We start from the raw sequence: 18,037 nt of genomic DNA on the forward strand, positions 1-18,037 counted from the left end.
ATACCATCGGTGTCCATGAGCGATGTTTCCAGTTTCAGCACCCCGTCCGTTCAACGCGTGGCCGAGCACCTGCGCGCGCTGGGCCACCCCAACCCACCCCACATGCTCGACGACGCCGCGCGCACCGCGCAGCAGGCGGCCGACGCGTTGGGCGTGGGGCTCGGGCAGATTGCCAAGAGCATCGTGTTTCGCCGCAAGCCGGACGGCGTGGCAGTGCTCGTCGTCACCTCGGGCGATCTGCGGGTGGACGAGAAGAAGGTGCAGGCCCTCGTTTGCGCCGAGGGCAGCAAACTCGGTCGCGCCGATGCCGATTTTGTGAAGAGCGCCACCGGCTTCTCCATCGGTGGCGTCTCGCCGCTGGCGCATGCCACGCCGGTGGTCACACTGGTCGACCAGCAACTGTTCCGCTTTGACGAGATCTGGGCCGCCGCCGGCCATCCACACGCGGTGTTCCGCCTCACGCCCCACCAACTCCAGACCCTGACGGGTGCGCCCGTGCACGACGTCACCGTGGTCTGACAACCTCTCCCACCATGTCCCAGCCCTCCCGCCCGCCCGTCACGCTCTATGCCGCCCGCGCCAAAGCAGGCATTGCTCCCGGCGTGCCCTCGCCCTGCATCTCGGTCTGCGAGATGGACGAAAGCACGAAGTCGTGCAAAGGCTGTTTCCGCACGCTGGCCGAAATCTCGCAATGGAGCCGCATGGCCGATGCGGACAAGCTGGTGGTGTGGCAACAGATCGAGGCGCGACAGGTGCAGGTGGTCGCTCCATGAGCGCGCCCGGCGCCGCCCTGCGCGAGATCACGTTCCACTACGACCCCATCTCGCCCTACGCGTTTCTGGCGTTCGAACGCCTGCCGCAGGCGCTCATGGGCCACAGCGTGGCCGTGCGCTACAAGCCGGTGCTGTTCGCCGCGCTTCTCAAGGCCCACGGTCAGCTGGGCCCGGCCGAGATTCCCACCAAGCGCAACTGGACCTACCGCCAAGTGAGCTGGCTCGCCCACCACCACGGTGTCCAGCTCGATCTGCCGGCGGCGCACCCGTTCAACCCGTTGCCCCTGCTGCGCCTGGGCCTGGCCTGCGCCACCGATGACGTCCCCGGCGAGACCAACCGGTATGTGACAGAGCAGTTGTTCCACCACGTGTGGCACGGCGGCCTGGACGCCACCGATCCGGCTCGTCTGGCCGAACTGCAAGGCCGTTTGCAGAACCACATGGCCCAGCGCGACAAGCCCTGGAACACGCCCGACAGTGACGTGGTGAAGCAGCGCCTGCGTGCCAACTCCGACGAGGCCATTGAGCTCGGCCTGTTCGGCGTGCCGGCGATGGTGGTCGAGGGCCGCGTGTTCTGGGGCTTCGACGCGCTGCCGATGCTGCGTGCCTACCTCGATGGCGATGCCTGGTTCGACGCGCAGTGGGAGGCCACGGCGGACCGCCCTCAAGGCGCGCGCCGTCCTCAGGCCTGAAAGGCTTCGCCCACCGTAGTCACCTGTCCGGTGCTGGCGGCCTCGTAGCCCTTGAGCGCCGCCACGCGCGAGCGGAACGCGGGTGAGCGCAGCACGGTGAGCACCGGGCGCAGCTCCGCGCGGTCCATCGCGTCGGGCGGCAAGGCGAAGAAGTAGCGCTCCTTCAGCAGGGGGATGAAGTGCAGGCCGAAGCGGTGTGCGGCGGTCTGCACGCCCAGCCCCAAGTCGGCCATGCCGCTGGCCACATAGGCCGCCACGCCAGCGTGGGTCAGCTCGGTGTTCTCAAAGCCGGCCACATCGCGCGGCGCGATGCCGTGGCGCTGCAGCAGCAAGTCGGTCAGCACCCGGGTGCCCGAGCCCTCAGGCCGGTTGACGAAGCGCAGGCCGCGCCGCGTGAGGTCGGTCAGGCCATGAATGGCCAGCGGGTTGCCGGGCGCGCAGAACAGGCCCTGGGTGCGCACCGCCAGGTGCACCAGCAGGTGCTGGTCGGGCTTGAGCCATGGCAGATAGCGCTGGGCCGCCGCGGCCTCGAATTCGCCCAGCGGTACATGAAAACCGGCCAGTTCGCAGTCGCCCTGGGCGAGCGCGGCCACGGCTTCCTGGCTGTTGCGGTAGCGCAGCTCCACCGGCACCTGGCGCGCGGCGAGCTGCTCGCGCAGCGCGGCCACCGCAAACCCGTGGCTGGCGTGCAGGCGCGGCACGGCGCGCTGGCGGCGCTGCACGCGACCGAGTTCGCCTTCGAGCTCCGAGGCCAGCGACTCCAGCAGCGGCTGCAGCCGGGCGCCAATGCGGGCGTCGGCCCAGATGAGTTTTTCGCCCAGCTCGGTCAGCACCGATCCGCGACCCCGGCCGCGCACCAGCAGCGCCTGGCCAAACAGCAGCTCGGCTTGCTGCAGCAGGCCCCAGGCATGTCGGTACGACAGGTCCAGCTCCCGGCCCGCCTGCGAGATGCTGCCCGAGGCCTGCACGGCCGCCAGCAGGTGCAGCAGGGTGTTGGCGTCCAGCGCGGCGCCGTCGTCCTGGCTGACGCGCCATTGGGGTTGCAGGGTGATGCGCAGCATTGTGACCGTGGGGGTTTATGAAATGGTGAACATATTAGATCGGACCTGCGGTGCTAGGCTGACGCCATGAGCACCGTGATCCCCATCCACCCCCTGAACGACCCCGTCCGCAGCCGCCCACGCCACGCACCCAAGGGCCGGCAAGTGCAGCCCGTCGCGCGAGAGCGGGTGGCCTTCTTGTGTGCCGGCCTGGCGCCGCGCGCCGACCTGCTGATCGAACACCTGCACCGCCTGCAGGACGGCGAAGGCGCGCTGCGCCACGGGCACCTCGCGGCGCTGGCCGAACACCTCAAGCTCAGCCAGGTCGAGGTGTTCGAGGTCGCGAGCTTCTACCACCACTTCGAGACCGTCGACGACGACGCGGCCGTGCCCGCCACGGTGGTCCGCGTATGCAACAGCCTCTCTTGCACCCTCGCCGGCAGCGAGTCCTTGATGAACGACCTGAAGGCTGCCCTGGCGCACGACAGCTCGGTGCGCGTGCAGGCCGCGCCCTGCATCGGCCAGTGCCACCGCGCGCCGGCCGCCTGCGTGGGCCAGCGGCAGTTGCCGCATGCGAGCGTGGGCGAAGTGAAGGCCTTGCTGGACAGCGGCGACACCGGCCCGCGCGAGCTGCCGGTGCCCGAGGCGTCTGAACTCAGACAGTTGCAGCGCCTGCTCTCTGGCGAGCTCAGCGCCGAGGCGGTGCTCGCCGAGCTCAAGGCCTCCAACCTCCGCGGCCTGGGCGGGGCGGGCTTTCCGGCCTGGCGCAAGTGGGAGACGGTGCGCGCGCAACCTGGCCCGCGCCACATGGTGGTCAACATCGACGAGGGCGAGGTCGGGACCTTCAAGGACGGCCATGTGCTCACCAGCGCGCAGGCCGGCGCGCCGCAGGTGCTGGAAGGCCTGCTGATCGCCGCGCAGGTGGTCGGCATCGAACACGTGTGGCTGTACCTGCGCGACGAATACCACGACGCGCGCGTGCTGCTGCAGCGCGAGCTCAACACGCTGCAAGCGCGGCTGCAGGCGCTCGCCGTGCAGTACCCGAGCTATCGGCCACCGCGCATCGAGCTGCGCCGTGGTGCGGGCGCCTACATCTGCGGCGAGGAGTCGGCGCTCATCGAATCGGTGGAAGGCAAGCGCGGCCTGCCACGGCTCAAACCCCCCATCGTCGCGCTGCACGGCGTGTTTGGCCGCCCCACACTGGCGCACAACCCCGAAACCCTGTGGTGGTTGCCCGAGATCCTGGCGCACGGCGGCGCCTGGCTGACCGCGCACGGGCGCGCCGGGCGCAACGGCCTGCGGCGCTTTTCGGTGTCTGGCCGCGTGAAACAGCCGGGGGTGTATCTCGCGCCCGCCGGCATCACGTTGCGCGAACTGATTGACGAACACGCCGGCGGCATGGCCGAGGGCCACACGCTGTATGCGTACCTGCCGGGCGGCGCCTCCGGCGGCATCCTGCCGGCAGCACTCGCTGACGTGCCGCTGGACTTCGACACCCTGGCCGAGCACGGCGCTTTTGTGGGCTCCATGGCGGTGGTGGTGCTGGGGCAGCACGACAAGGCGCGCGACGCAGCCCTCAACCTCATGCGTTTCTTCGAACACGAATCCTGCGGGCAGTGCACGCCGTGCCGCGCCGGCACCACCAAGGCGGTGGAGCTGATCCAGGCGCCGGTGTGGGACGCAGCCCTGCTGGCCGAACTGTCGCAGGTGATGCGCGACGCCAGCATCTGCGGCCTGGGCCAGGCCGCGCCCAACCCGGTGGACAGCGTGCTGCGGTTTTTTCCTCACGAGGTGAGCGCATGAAGACCAACGACCTGCCGGACCACGCCACCCCGATCGCCTTCACGCTCAACGGCCGCGCGGTGGAAGCCGCACCGGGCGAAACCTTGCTGAAGGCCGCACAGCGCGCCGGTGTGGCGGTGCCGCACCTGTGCCACAAGGACGGCCTGCGCAGCCCCGGCAACTGCCGGGCTTGCGTGGTGGAGATCGAGGGCGAGCGGGTGCTTGCGCCTTCCTGCTGCCGCGCGCCCACGCCGGGCATGGTGGTCACCACCGACAGTCCGCGGGCGGCGGCGGCGCAGAAGACGGTGCTGGAGCTGCTGTTGTCGGACGCACCCGATACCGCCGCGCTCAAGTTCGACAGCGAGTTGGCGCATTGGGGGCAAGTTGCCGGTGCGCAGGCAAGGCGTTTCCCCTCGCGCACCCACTACCCCGTTCGGGCTGAGCCTGTCGAAGCCCAGCGCACACCACCCGTGGATGCCCTTCGACAGGCTCAGGGCGAACGGGTATTGGCTCAAGGCGAACGGATGTCCGCTCAGACCGAACGGTGGGGTACCGACACGTCGCACCCGGCGATGACCGTCAACCTCGACGCCTGCATCCAGTGCACCCGCTGCATCCGCGCCTGCCGGGAGACGCAGGGCAACGACGTGCTGGGTCTCGCGTTTCGCGGCGGCCACGCGCAGATCGTGTTCGACCAGAACGACCCCATGGGCGAGAGCACCTGCGTGGCCTGCGGTGAATGCGTGCAGGTCTGCCCCACGGGCGCGATCGCACCGGCCAACGGCGCTTACGCCAAGGCATCAGACAAGCAGGTGGATTCGGTCTGCCCGTTTTGCGGTGTGGGCTGCCAGCTCACGTACCACGTGACCGACGAGAAGATCGAACATGTCGAAGGCATCAACGGCCCTGCCAACGAGGGCCGGCTGTGCGTCAAGGGTCGTTTCGGCTTCGACTACGCGCACAGCCCCGAGCGGCTCACGCGCCCGCTGATCCGACGCGCCGACGCACCGAAAGATCCGCAGGCGGTGATGCTCCGCGACTGGCGGGAGTTGTTCCGCGAAGCCAGCTGGGACGAAGCGCTCGACGCCGCCGCAAACGGCTTCAAGCAGGCGATGGCCAGCACCACCGCGCGCGGCCGCCAGGGCCCGGTGGCGGGCTTCGGATCGGCCAAGGGCACGAACGAAGAGGCCTACCTGTTCCAGAAGCTGATCCGCACCGCGTTCGACACGCACAACGTGGACCACTGCACGCGCCTGTGCCACGCCTCCAGCGTGGCCGCGCTCATGGAAGGCCTGGGCTCGGCCGTGGTCACGAACCCGCTGCGCGACGTGCAATACGCCGACTTCGTGCTGCTGATCGGCGCCAACCCGGCGCAGAACCACCCGGTGGGCGCGACCTGGATCAAGAACGCGGTGAAGAACAACGGCATGAAACTCGTGCTGGCCGATCCGCGCCGCACCGAGCTCGCGCGCCACAGCTGGAAACACCTGGGCTTCAAGTCGGGCACCGACGTGGCGCTGCTCAACGCGCTGCTGCACACCATCGTGTTCGAAGGCCTCACCGACCCGGCCTACATCGAGGCCCACACGCTGGACTTCGCGCAACTCAAGGCGCACCTGGTGGACTTCTCGCCCGAAGCCATGGCGCCGGTCTGCGGGATTGAGGCGGGCACGCTGCGTGAGGTGGCGCGCGCCTACGCCACGGCGAAGAACGCCATGATCCTCTGGGGCATGGGCATCAGCCAGCACACGCACGGCACCGACAACGCGCGCTGCCTGATCGCGCTCTCGCTCATCACCGGCCAGATCGGTCGGCCCGGCACCGGGCTGCACCCGCTGCGCGGGCAGAACAACGTGCAGGGCGCGAGCGACGCGGGGCTGATCCCCATGGTGCTGCCCGACTACCAGAAGGTGGGCGATGTGCATGCGCGCGAGAAGGCCGAGCACCTGTGGCACCTGCCGCCCGGCACGCTGGGCAGCGAGGCGGGCCTCACCGTGGTGGAAATCATCGACGCGGCCCACCGCCGCGAGATCCGCGCCATGCTGATCCAGGGCGAGAACCCGGCCATGAGCGACCCCGACGCCACCCATGCGCGCGAAGCACTCGCCGGGTTGGACCACCTGGTGGTGCAGGACATCTTTCTGACCGAAACCGCAAGCCTGGCCGACGTGGTGCTGCCCGCCACCGCCTGGCCCGAGAAGACCGGCAGCGTGACCAACACCGACCGCTGCGTGCAGCTCGGCCGCAAAGCCGTGCGCGCGCCCGGCGAGGCCATGGCCGATGCGTGGATCACCGAACAGCTGGCGCGCCGGCTGGGCCTGGACTGGACCTACGGCGTGGCGGCCGACGGCAGCGCCGCGGCACACGCGCAGGGCGGCATCGGCGCGGTGTTTGAAGAGATGCGCGCCATGATGCCCAGCATCGCCGGCCTTTCGTGGGCGCGGCTGCAGCGCGAAGGCGCGGTGACCTACCCGGTGAGCAGCGAGGACGACCCCGGTCAGCCGGTGGTGTTCACCGACGGTTTTCCCACCGCCAGCGGGCGCGCCTCGCTGGTGGGTGCCAGCGTCACGCCGCCGGCCGAGGTGCCCGACGCCGCGTTCCCGATGGTGCTCATCACCGGGCGCCAACTCGAGCACTGGCACACCGGCAGCATGACGCGGCGCAGCGAGGTGCTCGATGCGCTGGAACCCGGCCCGGTGGTGAGCCTGCACAGCACCACCGCGCGGCGGCTGGGGCTGAGGGCGGGCGCGGTGGCGCAAGTGCGTTCGCGCCGCGGCGAGGTGGCGCTGCCGGTGCGACTGGACGATGCGATGCCGCTGGACACGGCCTTCATCCCGTTTGCCTACGCCGAAGCGGCGGCCAACCTGCTCACCAACCCTGCACTGGATCCGGTAGGCAAGATCGCCGAACTGAAGTACTGTGCTGTGGACGTGCGGCCCGCGGTCACCACGCAGGAGTCGGTCCGGGTTTGATCTGACGCAAGGTCTCTCAGTCCGGCCCTCCTTACCATGGAAAGATGCGGCCCGAGCGGCCTTGTTCATTCATCACCTGGAGGAGATCGACCATGTTCAAAAAAATCCTGCTGCCCACCGACGGTTCCGAGCTCGGTGTCTTTGCCACCCGCGCGGCCGTGGGCCTGGCCAAGAGCCAGGGCGCGCAAGTGGTGGGCGTGTACGTGATCGATCCGTTCCCCTACATCGGCATCGGTGACGCCTCGGCCATTGGCTTGCAGTCCTACCTGACCGAGGCCAAGGCGGCGGCCGGTGTGGCGCTGGATGCCGCACGCATGGCCTGCGCGGCCGCCGGTGTGCCGTTTGAGGGCGACACCATCGAGCGCAACGTGGTCTATGAAGGAATCATCGAGACGGCCGAGGCCGAGGGCTGCGACCTGATCGTGATGGGCTCACACGGCCGCCAGGGCGTGAAGGCGCTCATCCTGGGCAGCGTGGCGCAGAAGGTGCTGACCCACGCGAAGATCCCCGTGCTGATCGTCAAGTCCTGAGTTCAGCGCATGAACTTGCCTGAGGCGTTCACGATGGAGAGATCCGAGAAGTCCAGACCGGTGTGGTCCGTGGCGCTGTAGTTGATCTGCAGACCACCAATGTCGTAGTTGCGCATGCCTTCCAGCGCGTCGCGCAAGGCCACCGGTGTCGGGTTGGGACCGGCGCGCTTCAAGCCCTCCGCCACCACCTTGGCGGCGGCAAAGCCCTCCATCATGGCCGGTGACACGCCCTCCAGGCCCTTGGCCTTGGCCAGGTCCTGCGCTTCCTTGATCAGCGGGTAGGCCACAGAACGTTCGTTGGGGAACACCTGCGTGACGATCACGCCGCGGGCGTGTTCGCCGAGCAGTTTGATGAAGCCGTCGGAGGCGTTGTTCGACAGCGTGACTGCCTGCGCCCGCGAGCCTGCTGCGCGGATCGCCTTGACCGCGTTGGCGGTGTTGCCGGCCGAGCCGATGACCACCACCGCCTGGGCATTGCTGGCGTTCACGCGTTTGGCCTGCTCGGTGAAGTCCGGCTTGTCGCGCGGGAACTTCTCTTGCAGCACCGGATTGAGCTTGGTGTCGGTGAAGCCCTTGAGCGCGCCCTCGGCGCCGTCGGCTCCAAAGGTGTCGTCGGTGGCGAGCAGTGCGATACGCGTGATGCCGATGCTGGCCAGGTGCTCGATGGCCTTGGCCGCTTCGCGCTGGTAGGTGGCGCGCACGTTGAAGACCCAGGGGTTCACCGGCTCGTGCAGCACCATGGCGCCCGTGCTCGGCCCCACCAGCGGCACCTTGTATTCGGCGAGCAGGGGCAGCAGCGCTTGTGAATGTGGCGTGCCCCGGTTCAGGAACAAGGCCAGCACCTTCTGCTCGGTGATGAGCTTTCGCGAGACCTCCACCGTGACCTTGGGGTCGAACTTGTCGTCGATCGAAACCAGCTCGATCTTCTGCCCGTTGACACCGCCGCGCGCGTTCACGGCATCGAAGTACAGCCTGGCGCCATCGATGTTCTCTTTCACACCGGCCGCCACCGAGCCGGTGATGCCCGTTGGATTGCCGATGCGCAGTTGCGCCGAGGCGGGCGCTGTGAAGGTGACGAGGGCTGCAAGGCCCAGCGTGGTGAGTCGAACTGACAAGAAGGGACGGTTGTTTTTCATGAGGGTGTCTCCAGAGTTGGGCAGAGTCTAGGCAGTGCAGTCAAACGGGAAATTGTGGATATGACGTAGTCGCCGACGCCTTTGTCACGTCGCTCCGTAGAATCTTCGCGTCCCCCTCTGGAGCCCCTGCATGTCCGATGCTTTCCTGCCCGCCGAATCACCTGCGGTAGTTATTTCAACTTCATCCGATGCGCAGGAACCCGACCGACCGACGGAAGGTGGCACCGGGCTGATCCGCATTCGTGGCGCGCGCCAGCACAACCTGAAGAACATCGACCTGGACATCCGCACCGGCGAGCTGACGGTCGTGACCGGGCCCAGCGGTTCCGGCAAATCGAGCCTGGTGTTCGACACCCTGTTCGCCGAAGGCCAGCGCCGTTACGTGGAAACCTTCAGCGCCTACGCGCGCCAGTTTCTCGACCGCATGGACAAGCCCGCGGTGGACCGGGTGGAGGGCGTGCCACCAGCGATCGCGATCGACCAGACCAACCCGGTGCGCAGCTCGCGCTCCACGGTCGGCACCATGACCGAGCTCAACGATCACCTGAAGCTGTTGTTCGCGCGCGGCGCCGAGCTGTTCGACCGCGACACTTCGGCGCTGGTGCGGCATGACTCGCCGGAGTCGATCTACCTGGAGTTGACACAGCGCGCGCAAGAGCGGGGTGATCCCCGGCTCGTCGTCACCTTTCCGGTGGAGCTGCCGGCCAGCACCACGCCCGAAGAAATCGAGCAATGGCTCTCGGCCAGCGGCTACACGCGGGTGCAGGCCGAGCGTGTCGTGCAGCGCGCCGCGCCCGCCGTGGACGACAAGGCCAAGACCAAAGGCAAGGCCAAGGCCGCGCCCATGGAGGCCATCAAGGTGCTCGACGTGGTGGCCGACCGTTTCCGCATCGGAACCACCGAGCCCGCCCGCGTGATGGAAGCCATCGAGGTCGGCTTGAAGCGTGGCGGCGGCAAGCTCATGGTCTATGCCTTGAAATCGGAATCCGACCCCCAATCGGGTGCGGCGGTCGAGCCCGAGATCTGGAGATTCAGCACCGGTTTGCATTGCCCCGAGAGCGACATCCGCTACAGCGAGCCCACGCCGTCGATGTTCTCGTTCAACTCGGCCGTGGGGGCTTGCGAGGCCTGCCGGGGGTTCGGGCGGGTGATCGGGGTGGACTACGGACTGGTGATTCCGAACGACAAGCTCACGCTGCGCGCCGGTGCGATCAAGGTGTTCCAGACGCCGGCCTGGAAAGAGGCGCAGGACGACATGATGCGCCACGCCGAGGCCGCTGGCATCCCGCGCGACACGCCCTGGGCCAAGCTGACCGACGAACAGAAGCACTGGGTGCGGGCCGGCTCGCCGCAGTGGAACGGCAAGTGGAACCAGCACTGGTACGGCGTGGACCGCTTCTTCGAATACCTGGAGAGCAAGGCCTACAAGATGCACATCCGCGTGCTCTTGTCCAAGTACCGCAGCTACACCGAGTGCCCGAGCTGCGGCGGCGCGCGCCTGAAGACCGACAGCCTGCTCTGGCGCCTGGGCTCGAAGGCGCAGGCGGATGCTGTGCTGCCCGCCACGAAGCGCTACCTGCCACATGGCGTGAAGTGGAGCCGTGCGCAGGTGGAGGCTTTGCCGGGGCTGTGTCTGCACGACCTGATGTTGTTGCCGCTGGACCGGTTGCGGGTGTTTTTTGCGAGCCTGGAGCCCTCACCCCAACCCTCTCCCGCAAGCGGGAGAGGGGGCAGTTCACTCCCTCTCCCGCTTGCGGGAGAGGGTTGGGGTGAGGGCCAGCGTCAAGCGCTCAAACTCCTGCTCGACGAAATCAACACCCGCATCCGTTACCTCTGCGAGGTCGGCATCGGCTACCTCACGCTGGACCGCCAGAGCCGCACGCTCAGCGGCGGCGAGGTGCAGCGCATCAACCTCACCACGGCCCTGGGCACCTCGCTGGTGAACACGCTGTTCGTGCTCGACGAGCCCAGCATCGGCCTGCACCCGCGCGACATGGCGCGCATCAACGACGCCATGCTGCGCCTGCGCGACGCGGGCAACACGCTGGTGGTGGTGGAGCACGACCCGGCCGTGATGCTCGCGGCCGACCGCCTGATCGACATGGGACCGGGCCCGGGTGAGCGCGGCGGGCAGATCGTGTTCGACGGCACGCCCGAGCAGATCCGCTCGGCCGACACGCTCACCGGCGCCTACCTCGGCGCGCGCAAGACCATCGGCATGGGTTTCAAGCGCGCGGTGACCGACAGCACGCCGCGCCTCATTCTTGAAGGCGCGCGCGAACACAACCTGAAGGACGTCTCGGTCGAGTTCCCGCTGCAGCGCCTGGTGGTGGTCACCGGCGTCTCGGGCTCGGGAAAGTCGAGCCTCATTCAAGACGTGCTGGCCCCCGCGCTGTTGCGCCACTTCGGCAAGTCCACCGACACGCCCGGCGCGCACGACCGTTTGCTGGGCGCCGACCTGCTCTCCGAGGTGGTGTTCGTCGACCAGTCACCCATCGGCAAGACCGCGCGCTCCAACCCGGTGAGCTACGTGGGTGCGTGGGATGCCATCCGCGCTCTGTTCGCCGACGCGCCGCTCTCGCGCCAGCGCAGCTACACGCCGGCCAAGTTCAGTTTCAACAGCGGCGACGGGCGCTGCCCCACCTGCGGTGGCTCGGGCTTCGAGCACGTGGAGATGCAGTTCCTGAGCGACGTGTATTTGCGCTGCCCGGACTGCGACGGCAAGCGTTACCGGCCGGAGATTCTGGAGGTCAAGATCGAGCGGCTTTGGCCCGCGCATCTCCCCGTTCGCCCTGAGCTTGTCGAAGGGCTCACCCAGGTGTTGGCAGGGGCTTCGACAGGCTCAGCTCGAACGGTGGTTTTGAACGTGGCCGATGTGCTCGACCTCACCGTGAGCGAAGCCGCCGCGCTGTTCGCGAACGACCGCGAAGTCATCCGCGTGCTGCAACCCATCGTCGACGTCGGTCTGGAATACGTGAAACTCGGCCAGCCCGTGCCCACGCTTTCGGGCGGCGAGGCGCAGCGCTTGAAGCTCGCGGGCTTTCTGGCCGAGGCCTCGAAAAGTGCGAGCACCAGCCGCCAGGCGCTCTCGCGCAAGGGCACGCTGTTCCTGTTCGACGAGCCCACCACCGGCCTGCACTTCGACGACATCGCCAAGCTCATGCGCTCGCTGCGCAAGCTGCTCGACGCCGGCCACTCGCTGGTGGTGATCGAACACAACCTGGACGTGATCCGCTCGGCCGACTGGCTGATCGACCTCGGCCCCGAGGGTGGCGACGCCGGGGGTCTGGTGGTGGCCGAGGGCGCGCCCGAGCAGGTGCGTGAACACGCCAGCAGCCACACCGCCAAGGCGCTGCGCGAGTACGCGCTGTCCATGGGCGAGGTGCACGCGGTGCGCGAAGGCCGCGTGTCCGACTACCTGGGCCAGTCCAGCGGTCTGGCCGCCGCCGCCCGCCGCAGCGACCAGCACGGCCACGCCATCCGCATCGTCAACGCCAAGGAACACAACCTCAAGAACCTGAGCGTGAACATCCCGCGCGGGCAGTTCAACGTGATTTCGGGTGTGAGCGGCTCGGGCAAGTCCACGCTGGCCTTCGACATCCTGTTCAACGAAGGCCAGCGGCGCTACCTGGAGAGCCTGAACGCCTACGCGCGCAGCATCGTGCAACCGGCGGGCCGGCCCGAGGTGGACGCGGTCTACGGCATCCCGCCCACCGTGGCGATCGAGCAGCGCCTCTCGCGTGGCGGGCGCAAGAGCACGGTGGGCACCACCACCGAGGTCTGGCATTTCCTGCGCCTGCTCTATGTGAAGCTGGGCACACAGCACTGCGTGCACGACGGCGCGGCCGTGATGCCGCAGAGCGCCGACAGCATCGCCGCGGCCATCCTCAAGCGCTACGCCGGCCAACACATCGGCCTGCTCGCACCACTCGTGGTCAACCGCAAGGGCGTCTACACCGAGCTGGCGGACTGGGCGCGCCCGCGCGGTTACACGCATCTGCGGGTGGATGGCGAGTTTTTGCCCACCAGCGGCTTCCCGCGCATCGACCGTTTCAAGGAACACACCATCGAGCTGCCGGTGGCCGACTTCGTGGTGAGCGCCGACCAGGAGGCTCAGCTGCGCAGCCAGCTCGCCAAGGCGCTGGAGATCGGCAAGGGCGTGGTGCACGTGTTGCACCCGCTCGATGGTCTGGCGCGGGCGCTGGCCGACGGCACATCGACGCGTGACCTCGGCCGGCTGGAGGTCTTTTCCACCACGCGCGCCTGCCCGGTCTGCGCCACCAGTTACCCCGAACTCGACCCGCGCCTGTTCTCGTACAACAGCAAACACGGCTGGTGCCCCGACTGCGTGGGCACGGGCCTCAAACTCTCGCGCGACCAGCGCACTGTGCTGGACGATTCGGTGCGCGACGACAAGGAGCGCGGGCGTGAACAGAGCTTCGCCGAGCCCGAGGTGGAAGACCTGGTCGACGAGGTCTGCCCGTGCTGCGAAGGCACGCGCCTGAACGCTCAGGCCCGCGCGGTGAAGTTCAGCGCTGTGGGCATCACCGATGTGGCGCGGCTGTCCGTTCGTGAGGTTCGACTCTGGGTGCAGGGCCTGATGAAAGACGCCGTGATGTCCACGCGCGAGACCGGCATCGCGCGCGACCTGCTGCCCGAGATCGAAAGCCGCCTCGCCTTCCTGGAAGAGGTGGGGCTGAACTACCTCACGCTGGACCGCGGCGCGCCCACGCTCAGCGGCGGTGAGGCGCAGCGCATCCGCCTGGCCGCGCAGCTCGGCAGCAACCTGCAAGGCGTTTGTTACGTGCTCGACGAACCCACTATCGGCCTGCACGCGCGCGACAACGCCATCTTGCTCAACGCGCTGCACAAGCTCGGCAACATGGGCAACACGCTGGTGGTGGTGGAGCACGACGAAGACACCATCCGCCGCGCCGATCACATCATCGACATCGGCCCCAGCGCGGGCAAGCGCGGTGGGCGTGTGGTGGCCCAGGGCACGGTGGACGACCTGTCGGCGAACCCCGAGTCGGTGACCGGGCGCTATCTGCTGCATGCGATGAAGCACCCGCTGCAGCCGAGGCGCGAAGTCTTGCCCCCTCTCCCGCCTGCGGGAGAGGGCAGGGGTGAGGGCTCCCCATGGCTCCACGTCCACCGCGCGCAACTCCACAACCTCAACCAGCTCGACGCCGCAGTCCCGCTGCAACGCCTGGTGGTCATCACTGGTGTCTCGGGCTCGGGCAAGTCCACGCTTGCTCGCGACGTGCTGCTGACCAACGTGGCCGCCGCCGTCTCCCAGCGCAGCACGAGAGCTGGCCGCGACGCGATGGACAAAGGCGAATACCCCGCGTGGTCCGGCTGTGCCGGCGTGAGCGGTTTCGAGACCGTGGACCGCGTGCTCGAAGTCGACCAGACACCGATCGGCAAGACGCCGCGCAGCTGCCCCGCCACCTACATCGGGTTCTGGGACACGGTGCGCAAGCTGTTCGCCGACACGCTCGAAGCCAAGGCGCGCGGTTATGGCCCGGGCCGTTTCAGCTTCAACACCGGCGAAGGCCGCTGCCCGGGCTGCGAAGGCCAGGGCATGCGCACCATCGAGATGAGCTTCCTGCCCGACGTGAAGGTGCCCTGCGAGGTCTGCCACGGCGCGCGTTTCAACCCCGAGACTCTGGCCGTGACCTGGAAGGGCAAGAGCATCGGCGACGTGCTGCAGATGGAAGTGGACGAAGCGGTCGATTTCTTCGCCGCCATGCCCAGCATCGGTCACCCGCTGCAGTTGCTGAAAGATGTGGGGCTGGGCTACCTCACGCTGGGCCAGCCCAGCCCCACGCTCAGTGGCGGCGAGGCGCAGCGCATCAAGCTGGTGACCGAACTCAGCAAGGTGCGTGACGACATCACGCGCCGAGGTCAGAAGCCGCCGCACACGCTCTATGTGCTCGACGAGCCCACGGTGGGCCTGCACATGGCCGACGTGGAGAAGTTGATCCGCGTGCTGCACCGCCTGGTGGACGGTGGCCACAGCGTGGTGGTGATCGAACACGACCTGGACGTGATGGCCGAAGCCGACTGGATCATCGACCTGGGCCCCGAAGGCGGTGGCGGTGGTGGCCTCATCGTGGCCGCCGCGCCACCCGACGAGGTGGTGCGGCTGGACACGCACACCGGGCGCGTGCTGGGACCGGTTCTGGCGCGGGCCTGATGCCACGCGATCAGGTCATCCACATCCACCCGGCCGCGCCGGCCCAGCCCGCGCTGGGTACACCGTGCAACGGCTGTGGCGTCTGCTGTCTGGCAGAGCCGTGCCCACTCGGGCAGGTGCTCTCACGCAAGCGCCATGGCGCCTGCGATGCCTTGCGTTGGGTTGAGGTGCAAGCGGTCTACCGCTGCGGCGCCATCACCGATGCCGCCGGTGTGTTGGGCCCGCGATGGCGCTGGGCGGCCCCGGTGCTGCGAAGGCTGGCAGGTCGCTGGATCGCAGCCGGCGTGGGGTGCGACGCCCACCTGAAGAGCGAACGGGGTTGATCAGCGCACGAACAGCACGATCACGCCGGCGACCAGCGCGGCGATGACGAAGATGAACACGCGGGTGCGCACGCGCAGCAGCTCCACGGCCGCCACCAGGCGCGCGTTCTGCTCGGCCAGTTCGGCCAGGGTCTGCGCCATCTGGGTCTGTGTTTGAGCCTGCTGGTCGATCAGTTGCCGCGCTTCGATCAGGCGGCTGCGCAACTCACCCAGGCTGGGCGGCGCGTCCGACACCAGGTCCATGGGCGTGGTGGAGGCCGGGGGGCTCTCGGGCGATTTCTGTCGCTCCATCAGCTTGCGAGCGGCGTTGAGCACCTTGGGCGCATGTTCGATCACGTCGCCCCAGGGAATCACTTTGAGGGCGAGCAGCCAGGGAATGGCCATCGGGGGAGTCCTTTCGCTTGTCGGGGAGAGCCGGAGGGGTCTGCCCCGTGGGAGCAGCTTAACCCTGCGGGGTTCCCGCAGATGGGGACGGCGCCGCGCGTCTCAACAGCCACCAGCCCAGCCCGGCCACCGACAGCAGCAGCACCGGAAACCCCACCGTGGGCGCCCACTGCAGCGCCGCGGCGCCCAGCGCCGGCGCCAGCACGCCGCCCAGCGTGTACGAGAGCACCAGCACAGCGGTGCTGTTGACCAGGGTGATGCCGTCCTCGCGCGAGCCGATGTCGATCATGGCCAGGGTGTAGAGGCTGCCGCCAGCGCCGCCCCACAGAAAGGCCACCGGCGCGGCCAGCCAGGGTGTGCCGGCCACGAAGGGAATCACCAGCGTGGCCAGCAGCGTGATGAGCGCGCACACCCGCATGATCTTCAGACGCGTGGCGCCGGCGTTGCCCCAGCGTTGCGTGGGGTGGTGGGCCAGGCGGTCGGCCAGCAGTCCGGCGGGCAGCATCATGAGCGCGCTGCCCAGGCCGCTGGCCGAGACCAGCAGCGCGGCCGCCGTGGCGCCCAGGCCGAGCGCCAGGCCGTACAGCGGCAGGATGGAGGTGAGGCCGCTCTCGAAGAAACCGCCGACGAAGCCCACCGTCATGATCAGCGGATGCGCGAGCAGTGCGTGCCACACGCCCGACAGGCCCACCTGTGCACTGTGCGTGTCGGCGGCGGCGGGCATGCGCGGAATGAGCAAGCTCCAGCCCAGGCCGAACACGGTGAGCGCCAGCGCCAGCCAGAGCGCGGCATCGCTCCGCGCGCCCAACCAGGCCAGCACCAGCGGGCCCAGCACGAAGGTGGTGCCCACCATGGTTTCGAAGATGCCGACATTGCGCCCGCGTTGGGTGGGCGGGGAAAACTCGGCCACCACCGCCTCGGCCAGTACCCAGCGCAAGCCAGCGGCCATGCCTTCGATGAGGATGCAGACGAACCACAGCACCAGCGAGTTGCTGAACAGGAAGCCGCAGATGGCCACCACCGGCACGAAGGCCGCGAGCCAGAGCGAGGGCCGCCGGCCCAGCCGCTGCGTGATGGCCGAGGCGAACGGCGTCATGGCAAACACGCCGAGCCAGCCGGTGGCCACGAACACACCCGCGAGCGCGGTGGACACGCCGTCGCCCTTGAGCCGCAACAGGAGCAGCGGCATGAGCATGAAGTAGCCCACCAACTGGAAGAAGGTGGAGCCGAAGATCGCCACCAGGCCAAGGCGGGCTTGCGTGGGCGCGGGCGTGCCGGGTGCGGTGCCCGTGATGGCATGGCTGTGCTGGGGTGGCAGCGGGTGTTCGCTCATGCTGCCCTCGCCCCCAGCACCGCGTCCGCCACCTCGGTGAAACCCGCGCCGCGCTCACCCTGCGCCACAAAGCGCGGGTGGTGGCTCAGCGCTGCCCAGAAGCGCGCCACATTGGCCACGCCCACGCTGTGCGGGAAGTGGTCGAACATGCGGGCGTCGTTGGTCGAGTCGCCCACGTAGACCCAGCGGTCGAGCTCGGTGTCGAGATCGCGCCCCAGGCGCGTGCGCACGATCCAGCGCGCGCCGGCGAGCTTGTCGTGCTCGCCGATCCAGCCGTTGATGTGGATCGAGCTCACGGTGGCGTTGAGGCCTTCGTTCTTCATGAGCTGCACCGCGCGCGCGATGACGGCTTCGCTCAGGTGCGCGAATTCGCTGTGGTCGATGGCGATGTCGGTCTCGCGCCCGGGGCTGTCGGTGGACAGGCGCGTCTGCGGCAGCTCGGTCAGCACGCGCTGCGCCACGGCCTGCAGTTTCTGGAAATTTGTCGCGCGCGTGGCCGCGTCCTGCAGGTAATCGCGGCAGAGCTCGCCCGAGGCACCGCGCCACAGCGCCACGGCGCCGTTTTCCGCCACGATCGCATCCACCGGCCAGGCCAGGGCAAAGGGCTCGCTCCAGCCGGCCGGGCGGCCGGTGATGGCGAACACCGGCAGGCCGGCGGCGCGCAGGCGGTGCAACGCGTCCAGCGCATCGGCGGTGATGGCGCCGTCGGTCGTCAGGGTGTCGTCGATGTCGGTCAGCACCCCGTGGATGCGCTCGCGCGCTGCGGTGGGCCACAGGGCAAGCGGGGAGGGCGCGGGGATGGTCGGCATGGGGCCGGCAGTGTCGCACAAGCTTACAAAAGGACGGGTCTCCTGCTTCGCAGACCACACAGCC

At 68.6% G+C, this 18,037-nt stretch carries 13 protein-coding genes; 8 read left to right on the forward strand and 5 right to left on the reverse strand.

Annotated elements, in window-relative coordinates; translation table 11 throughout:
* The first annotated feature begins 15 nt into the window (after window positions 1-15).
* The 3 genes from ASE11_RS05700 to ASE11_RS05710 are packed head-to-tail and all read left to right on the forward strand — an operon-like array spanning window position 16 to window position 1,465.
* On the forward strand, window positions 16-519 hold the full coding sequence (locus ASE11_RS05700; protein WP_056267692.1) for a YbaK/EbsC family protein: 504 nt from the start codon (window positions 16-18) through the stop codon (window positions 517-519).
* 14 nt (window positions 520-533) lie between these two features.
* Complete coding sequence (locus tag ASE11_RS05705) at window positions 534-773, forward strand: DUF1289 domain-containing protein (RefSeq protein ID WP_056267695.1); 240 nt, start codon at window positions 534-536, stop codon at window positions 771-773.
* 17 nt (window positions 774-790) lie between these two features.
* Window positions 791-1,465 carry a 2-hydroxychromene-2-carboxylate isomerase gene (locus ASE11_RS05710; RefSeq protein ID WP_056268221.1) on the forward strand — a complete coding sequence of 225 codons (675 nt, stop codon included), beginning with the start codon at window positions 791-793 and terminating at the stop codon, window positions 1,463-1,465.
* Here ASE11_RS05710 and ASE11_RS05715 read toward each other — a convergent pair.
* The gene (locus tag ASE11_RS05715; RefSeq protein ID WP_056267699.1) at window positions 1,456-2,526 is read right to left on the reverse strand and encodes a substrate-binding domain-containing protein; all 1,071 of its coding nucleotides are present in this window, start codon (window positions 2,524-2,526) and stop codon (window positions 1,456-1,458) included. The two genes, ASE11_RS05710 and ASE11_RS05715, sit on opposite strands and share 10 nt — an antisense overlap.
* Before the next feature lie 66 nt (window positions 2,527-2,592).
* On the opposite strand from ASE11_RS05715, the gene ASE11_RS05720 reads away from it, so the two are divergent.
* From ASE11_RS05720 to ASE11_RS05730, 3 genes are all read left to right on the forward strand, one after another.
* Window positions 2,593-4,308, forward strand: coding sequence for an NADH-ubiquinone oxidoreductase-F iron-sulfur binding region domain-containing protein (locus ASE11_RS05720; protein WP_056267702.1), 1,716 nt, complete (start codon window positions 2,593-2,595; stop codon window positions 4,306-4,308).
* The gene (locus ASE11_RS05725) at window positions 4,305-7,259 is read left to right on the forward strand and encodes a molybdopterin-dependent oxidoreductase (protein WP_056267705.1); all 2,955 of its coding nucleotides are present in this window, start codon (window positions 4,305-4,307) and stop codon (window positions 7,257-7,259) included. Before ASE11_RS05720 ends, ASE11_RS05725 begins: the two co-directional genes overlap by 4 nt.
* A 92-nt stretch (window positions 7,260-7,351) precedes the next feature.
* Window positions 7,352-7,789, forward strand: a complete 438-nt coding sequence (locus ASE11_RS05730) for a universal stress protein (protein ID WP_056267708.1) — start codon at window positions 7,352-7,354, stop codon at window positions 7,787-7,789.
* A 2-nt stretch (window positions 7,790-7,791) separates the two neighbouring features.
* Here ASE11_RS05730 and ASE11_RS05735 read toward each other — a convergent pair whose 3' ends face one another.
* Entirely contained in the window at window positions 7,792-8,925 is a 1,134-nt protein-coding gene (locus ASE11_RS05735; protein WP_056267711.1) for an ABC transporter substrate-binding protein, read from the reverse strand.
* A gap of 130 nt (window positions 8,926-9,055) precedes the next feature.
* Here ASE11_RS05735 and ASE11_RS05740 point away from each other — a divergent pair, with 130 nt between their 5' ends.
* Entirely contained in the window at window positions 9,056-15,124 is a 6,069-nt protein-coding gene (locus ASE11_RS05740; protein ID WP_162258027.1) for an excinuclease ABC subunit UvrA, read from the forward strand.
* Window positions 15,124-15,447, forward strand: coding sequence for a hypothetical protein (locus tag ASE11_RS05745; RefSeq protein WP_056267714.1), 324 nt, complete (start codon window positions 15,124-15,126; stop codon window positions 15,445-15,447). The genes ASE11_RS05740 and ASE11_RS05745 overlap by 1 nt, the downstream gene beginning before the upstream one ends.
* On the opposite strand, the gene ASE11_RS05750 is transcribed toward ASE11_RS05745, so the two are convergent.
* Genes ASE11_RS05750 through ASE11_RS05760 form a run of 3 tightly spaced genes read right to left on the reverse strand, consistent with a single transcriptional unit; the run spans window position 15,448 to window position 17,973 of the window.
* The gene (locus ASE11_RS05750) at window positions 15,448-15,831 is read right to left on the reverse strand and encodes a hypothetical protein (protein ID WP_056267715.1); all 384 of its coding nucleotides are present in this window, start codon (window positions 15,829-15,831) and stop codon (window positions 15,448-15,450) included.
* Window positions 15,832-15,889: 58 nt separating this feature from the next.
* Window positions 15,890-17,164: an MFS transporter gene (locus ASE11_RS05755; RefSeq protein ID WP_056267718.1), complete on the reverse strand. Its 1,275-nt coding sequence runs from the start codon at window positions 17,162-17,164 to the stop codon at window positions 15,890-15,892.
* On the reverse strand, window positions 17,161-17,973 hold the full coding sequence (locus ASE11_RS05760; protein WP_056268229.1) for an HAD-IIB family hydrolase: 813 nt from the start codon (window positions 17,971-17,973) through the stop codon (window positions 17,161-17,163). Before ASE11_RS05760 ends, ASE11_RS05755 begins: the two co-directional genes overlap by 4 nt.
* Between the last annotated feature and the right edge of the window lie 64 nt (window positions 17,974-18,037).

The sequence above is a fragment of the Hydrogenophaga sp. Root209 genome, assembly GCF_001428625.1.
Classification (GTDB): Bacteria; Pseudomonadota; Gammaproteobacteria; order Burkholderiales; family Burkholderiaceae_C; genus Hydrogenophaga.

Coding starts and splice junctions, on each gene's coding strand:
- ASE11_RS05730 (WP_056267708.1), top strand. CDS start 7,352: ATGTTCAAAAAAATCCTGCTGCCCACCGACGGTTCCGAGCTCGGTGTC.
- ASE11_RS05720 (WP_056267702.1), top strand. CDS start 2,593: ATGAGCACCGTGATCCCCATCCACCCCCTGAACGACCCCGTCCGCAGC.
- ASE11_RS05715 (WP_056267699.1), bottom strand. CDS start 2,526: ATGCTGCGCATCACCCTGCAACCCCAATGGCGCGTCAGCCAGGACGAC.
- ASE11_RS05735 (WP_056267711.1), bottom strand. CDS start 8,925: ATGAAAAACAACCGTCCCTTCTTGTCAGTTCGACTCACCACGCTGGGC.
- ASE11_RS05725 (WP_056267705.1), top strand. CDS start 4,305: ATGAAGACCAACGACCTGCCGGACCACGCCACCCCGATCGCCTTCACG.
- ASE11_RS05740 (WP_162258027.1), top strand. CDS start 9,056: ATGTCCGATGCTTTCCTGCCCGCCGAATCACCTGCGGTAGTTATTTCA.
- ASE11_RS05745 (WP_056267714.1), top strand. CDS start 15,124: ATGCCACGCGATCAGGTCATCCACATCCACCCGGCCGCGCCGGCCCAG.
- ASE11_RS05700 (WP_056267692.1), top strand. CDS start 16: ATGAGCGATGTTTCCAGTTTCAGCACCCCGTCCGTTCAACGCGTGGCC.
- ASE11_RS05755 (WP_056267718.1), bottom strand. CDS start 17,164: ATGAGCGAACACCCGCTGCCACCCCAGCACAGCCATGCCATCACGGGC.
- ASE11_RS05760 (WP_056268229.1), bottom strand. CDS start 17,973: ATGCCGACCATCCCCGCGCCCTCCCCGCTTGCCCTGTGGCCCACCGCA.
- ASE11_RS05705 (WP_056267695.1), top strand. CDS start 534: ATGTCCCAGCCCTCCCGCCCGCCCGTCACGCTCTATGCCGCCCGCGCC.
- ASE11_RS05750 (WP_056267715.1), bottom strand. CDS start 15,831: ATGGCCATTCCCTGGCTGCTCGCCCTCAAAGTGATTCCCTGGGGCGAC.